The following is a 3,954-nucleotide window of genomic DNA, read 5'->3' as shown; positions in this document are numbered from 1 at the left end:
CAAACAGCATTAAAGCATTTTCAGATTTTACCGGCAGCGAAGCAGAAATAAAATTTATTGAAAAATATAAAATTGCCCCGCTTTTTCTTACCGGTAAAAATTATCCGCAGCGTTTATTAAATTGTTACGACAGCCCTGTTATTTTATATTACCGGGGTACAGCCGATTTAAATACTGCTAAAATAATTTCGATTGTTGGTACAAGAAACTGTAGTGAATATGGTAAAGCGGTTACCGAAAAATTAATTGCAGATCTTACCGAACAAAATATTTTAGTAGTAAGCGGCCTTGCTTTTGGTATTGATACCATTGCACACAAAGCGGCTTTAAAAAATAATTTGCAAACTGTTGGCGTGCTGGCACATGGGTTAGACAGGATTTATCCCACACAAAATAAAACCCTTGCTAAACAAATGACAGAGCAGGGCGGATTGCTCACCGATTTTATCAGCAACACCAATCCTGATAAACAAAATTTTCCTAAACGTAACAGAATTGTTGCAGGCATGTGTGATGCATTAATTGTGATTGAAAGCGGCAAAAAAGGCGGCTCATTAATTACCGCCGAATTAGGGAATGGCTACAACAAAGATGTATTTGCCGTACCCGGTAAAATAACCGATACAAAAAGTGAGGGCTGCAATTATCTTATCAAACAAAACAAAGCTTCCTTAATTACCTGCGCCAACGATTTAGTGGAATTAATGAACTGGGATCCAAAAGAAAAAAATCAAAAGAAAAAACAGCGTGAATTATTTATTGAACTAACACCTGATGAAAAAATTATTGTTGATATTTTGCAACAGCGTGAAAATATTCAGATAGATGAGCTGTATTTTAAAAGTGGTTTAAGCAGCAGTGCTGTAGCCACTGCATTGCTAATGCTGGAAATGCAGAGCGTGGTTGCATCTTTACCAGGTAAAGTTTATAAACTGGTATAAGATGCAAACCCGCCTTTTTAAATTATTCCTTCACAATTTTATACTTTTTATTTTCTTCAGTATCTGCAATTATCAGATAATACACACCTGAAGAGAGCTTTTTTATATCAATTTTATTTGACCCGTTCTTTACTGTTTTATTTATTGCTAACTGACCGCCAACTGTATAAAGTTTTGCTGTTGCAGTATATGAAACAGCAGGGTTTAGAATACTTACATTTATAAACTCTTTTGTGGGATTTGGATAAATTAAAACATCGTTTCCACTGCAATGCACATTTAATACTATCCTGTCAGAGTATTTATATTTACCATCGTTGTCAATCATTTTCAACCGGTAAATTCCTATACCAGAAACTGCTGCAGGTTGCACAAATTCATAATTATTACTTGCAGAAGTATTATTGGCAGCATTAACAGTTCCTAGGGTTGTAAAATCAGTTCCGTTAGTACTGTATTCCACCTGATATGCTTTCAAATTAATTTCAGACTGTGACGTCCACTTTATTTTAGAAGTACAATTTGCAACAGACCCTTCAAATAAATTTATTTTTACTGGTAATACGCAATTCGGGATAAAACATAAAAATCCTGCATCACAATTTGCAAAATTATCTACATAAAATCTAAATGTATAAGTGCCGGCCGGCAAATTAGCTGAACCTGTTACCTGGCTCCACACTTTTTGATTTTCATTACCCACATAAGTTAGTACAGTTGAAGTGGCGACCACTGTGGAGGATGAATTAATAATATCTATATAACTGTTAAACCCGCTGCCCCCTAATTCTCTTATAGAAAAAAAGCCGCTAAAATTTATATCGGATGAGCAGGTTAAAGTAAAATTTTGCTGGATATAATCATTGTTTTTTGCTACTTCTGCATATTGAGTGCCGTCAGCTGCAGTATCCGGTCCTTCCCCATAAACCGAACCGTCAGTTTTAACTATGTTGAAATGTGAACCTCCAGGCATTACCCAGCCATTAAATGTAGAGCTTCCTGTTGCATTATCACCAACCAAAGGTTGAACAGGAGTTTCAAAACCGGGATTATTTAGTTGGTTAATTGTACATTGGCTATACAGACATTTTACAAAAAATGTATTAAATAAAAATAAAATACTAATGTAAAGTCTAAGTCCCATTATAAAATATATGACCCGAATTTGCAATTGATTTAACAGATAACTACTGTTAGCGGAGTATCTAAATATTCTTTAAATAAAAAGAATAGGTATCTATTGCTGGGGGTATATAAAGAAACGGTATACTCTCATTATTATTGCCTAATTAATAATTTAAATTTATTGCCTTATCTTCGCCTATGGCAACAATAAATTACTCCTCCAACCAATCTCAAAAATTTTTCGGCGAAGGTTTAACATTTGACGATGTGTTACTAATGCCAGCCTATTCTCAAATTTTACCCCGTGAAGTGGATATAAACACCCGGCTCACCAAAACCATTACATTGCATGTGCCGTTATTAAGTGCCGCAATGGATACGGTTACCGAAGCAGCGCTGGCTATTGCATTGGCAAGAGAAGGCGGCCTGGGTATTCTGCATAAAAATATGAGTATAGAAAACCAGGCAGCACAGGTACGTAAAGTAAAAAGAAGTGAGAATGGTTTAATTTCTGACCCCATCACACTTTCGCCTGATGCTACCATTGGCGAAGCAGTACGGCTGATGAAAGAAAATAAAATTGGTGGTATTCCAATTGTAGATGCCCAACATAAATTAGTAGGCATTTTAACCAACCGTGATTTACGTTTTGAAACCAATTACAAAGCTAAAGTGAGTACGGTAATGACTAAAGAAAATTTGTTTACTGCACCTGAAGGCACCGATTTAAAAAAAGCAGAACAATTATTTAAGCAAACTAAAGTTGAAAAATTACCCATCATAAATAGGCAGGGGAAATTAACGGGCCTTTTTACTTACAGTGATATTTTAAAATTAAAATCGCATCCCAATGCGGTTAAAGATGCATCAGGAAGATTATTGGTTGGTGCAGGCGTTGGCATTACAAAAGACAGTATTGAAAGAGTAGCAGCACTAAACAGTTTTGGTGTTGATGTTATTTGTTTAGACAGTGCACACGGCCACACCAAAGGCGTGATGGATACCTTAAAAGCCATAAAAAAAGCTTACAAAAATATACAGGTTATTGCAGGCAATGTAGGTACTGCCGCTGGTGCAAAAGCATTGGCCGATGCCGGTGCCGATGCGGTGAAAGTGGGCATAGGCCCAGGTTCTATCTGTACAACAAGAGTAGTTGCCGGCACAGGTGTACCACAAATAACTGCGGTAATGGAAGCAGCGGCAGCTTTAAAAAATAAAAATATTGGTATCATCAGCGACGGTGGCATTCGTTATACCGGCGATATGGTAAAAGCATTAGCTGCAGGTGCAAGTTGCGTAATGATGGGTAATATTTTTGCCGGTACAGAAGAAAGTCCCGGCGAAACAATTATTTACGAAGGCCGTAAATTTAAACAGTACCGTGGCATGGGAAGTCTGGGTGCTATGGCACAGGGCAGCAGCGACCGTTACTTTCAGGATGTGGAAGATGATATTAAAAAGTTTGTACCCGAAGGTATTGAAGGCCGTGTGGCATTTAAAGGAAATTTAAGCGAAGTTGTACACCAGTTTACCGGCGGCTTACGGGCAGGCATGGGCTATTGCGGTGCAAAAAATATCAGCGAATTACAAAAAGCAACTTTTGTAAAAATTACTAATGCAGGTATGAGAGAAAGCCATGCACATGATATTGAGATTACTAAGGAAGCGCCGAATTATTCACGATAAGACTCTGCTCTTAGCGCTGGCAAGAACTTGATCATAGAGAAGAAAAATATTCAATGAACAATGCTCAATGTTCAACATTCAATAAAAGGCAAGAGACTTTTATTTGAAAACGATAATTAAACCTCCGTTATTTTGCCCGTTGGGTCAGCCGTGTTTAAAAACTAAACAGCCACCAATGGTTTTCCAGATCTGCAACAAGTTA

3 protein-coding genes are annotated in these 3,954 nt (G+C 37.2%); 2 read left to right on the top strand and 1 reads right to left on the bottom strand.

The genetic code is table 11. The features are described from left to right. The coding region (dprA, locus tag ACY65O_RS20435) for a DNA-processing protein DprA (RefSeq protein WP_462222709.1) at window positions 1-941 on the top strand (941 nt) is incomplete at its 5' end. A gap of 22 nt (window positions 942-963) precedes the next feature. Here dprA and ACY65O_RS20430 read toward each other — a convergent pair. Then, entirely contained in the window at window positions 964-2,085 is a 1,122-nt protein-coding gene (locus tag ACY65O_RS20430; protein WP_462222708.1) for a T9SS type A sorting domain-containing protein, read from the bottom strand. 179 nt (window positions 2,086-2,264) lie between these two features. On the opposite strand from ACY65O_RS20430, the gene guaB reads away from it, so the two are divergent. Beyond that, a complete protein-coding gene (gene guaB, locus ACY65O_RS20425; protein ID WP_462222707.1) occupies window positions 2,265-3,752 on the top strand; it encodes an IMP dehydrogenase in 1,488 nt (495 codons plus the stop codon). The last annotated feature ends 202 nt before the right edge of the window (window positions 3,753-3,954 follow it).

Origin of the sequence: Ferruginibacter sp. (genome assembly GCF_031430955.1) — a bacterium.
GTDB lineage: Bacteria > Bacteroidota > Bacteroidia > Chitinophagales > Chitinophagaceae > Ferruginibacter.
The sequence above is the reverse complement of the archived record's forward strand: the minus strand, read 5'-3'. Positions and strand labels throughout refer to the sequence as shown.

Excerpts from the sequence above, each read along its gene's own strand:
- ACY65O_RS20430 (WP_462222708.1), bottom strand. The coding sequence starts at position 2,085 with ATGGGACTTAGACTTTACATTAGTATTTTATTTTTATTTAATACATTT.
- guaB (WP_462222707.1), top strand. The coding sequence starts at position 2,265 with ATGGCAACAATAAATTACTCCTCCAACCAATCTCAAAAATTTTTCGGC.